We start from the raw sequence: 1,024 nt of genomic DNA, 5'->3' as shown, positions 1-1,024 counted from the left end.
CCTGAGCCAGGATCAAACTCTCCATGAAAAGAGATTGATACAAGCTGTATCTTAAAAATAATTTGTTAAAGAAATTAACAGACGCTTGACTTTCATTCAATTTTCAAAGGACAACTTCTTTCGCTCTTTTCAAAGCGACAAGTAATATCATAACAAGTTGCCAAAACCTTGTCAACAACTTTTATAATATTTTTTGGTGGAGCCTAGCGGGATCGAACCGCTGACCTCCTGCGTGCAAAGCAGGCGCTCTCCCAGCTGAGCTAAGGCCCCATGATAAATGGTCGGGAAGACAGGATTCGAACCTGCGACCCCTTGGTCCCAAACCAAGTGCTCTGCCAAGCTGAGCTACTTCCCGTATTGCATCTGTAATGGATACAATACGTCGAGTGCATCCTAAATGGCGCGCCCGAGAGGAGTCGAACCCCTAACCTTCTGATCCGTAGTCAGACGCTCTATCCAATTGAGCTACGGGCGCACAAAAATGGAGCGGAAGACGGGATTCGAACCCGCGACCCCCACCTTGGCAAGGTGGTGTTCTACCACTGAACTACTTCCGCAAAAACGAAATGGTGAGCCATGGAGGATTCGAACCTCCGACCCTCTGATTAAAAGTCAGATGCTCTACCAACTGAGCTAATGGCTCCTCTTTACAAATTTTCTTGAGATGTCGATGTTCAATTATCTTCGATATTTAATTACCTTAATTCTTTTTAAATAAAAAAAGACAAAATGGTGCCGGCCAGAGGACTTGAACCCCCAACCTACTGATTACAAGTCAGTTGCTCTACCAATTGAGCTAGACCGGCACATAATATGGTGGAGGGTGACGGGATCGAACCGCCGACCCCCTGCTTGTAAGGCAGGTGCTCTCCCAGCTGAGCTAACCCTCCGCTGTTAGCCTGGCAACGTCCTACTTTCACAAAGGGCTGCCCCTTCATTATCATCGGCGCTGAAGAGCTTAACTTCCGTGTTCGGCATGGGAACGGGTGGAACCTCTTCGCTATCGTCACCAGACAGGGATGTT

Annotated in this window: 7 tRNA genes and 1 rRNA gene; all 8 read right to left on the bottom strand. The window is 47.6% G+C overall.

Annotated features, from left to right (window positions below):
• Positions 1-194: 194 nt before the first annotated feature.
• Positions 195-270 (bottom strand) — tRNA-Ala (locus tag ACE1TI_RS21880).
• A gap of 8 nt (positions 271-278) precedes the next feature.
• Positions 279-355 (bottom strand) — tRNA-Pro (locus tag ACE1TI_RS21875).
• Positions 356-398: 43 nt separating this feature from the next.
• Positions 399-475 (bottom strand) — tRNA-Arg (locus tag ACE1TI_RS21870).
• A gap of 7 nt (positions 476-482) precedes the next feature.
• Positions 483-557, bottom strand: a tRNA-Gly gene (locus tag ACE1TI_RS21865).
• A gap of 10 nt (positions 558-567) precedes the next feature.
• Positions 568-643, bottom strand: a tRNA-Lys gene (locus ACE1TI_RS21860).
• An 87-nt stretch (positions 644-730) separates the two neighbouring features.
• Positions 731-806: transfer RNA gene (locus ACE1TI_RS21855), tRNA-Thr, on the bottom strand.
• An 8-nt stretch (positions 807-814) separates the two neighbouring features.
• A tRNA-Val gene (locus ACE1TI_RS21850) sits at positions 815-890 on the bottom strand.
• 7 nt (positions 891-897) lie between these two features.
• Positions 898-1,014 (bottom strand): 5S ribosomal RNA (gene rrf, locus ACE1TI_RS21845).
• Between the last annotated feature and the right edge of the window lie 10 nt (positions 1,015-1,024).

Source organism: Alteribacillus sp. JSM 102045 (assembly GCF_041949975.1).
GTDB lineage: Bacteria > Bacillota > Bacilli > Bacillales > Marinococcaceae > Alteribacillus.
The sequence above is the reverse complement of the archived record's forward strand: the minus strand, read 5'-3'. Positions and strand labels throughout refer to the sequence as shown.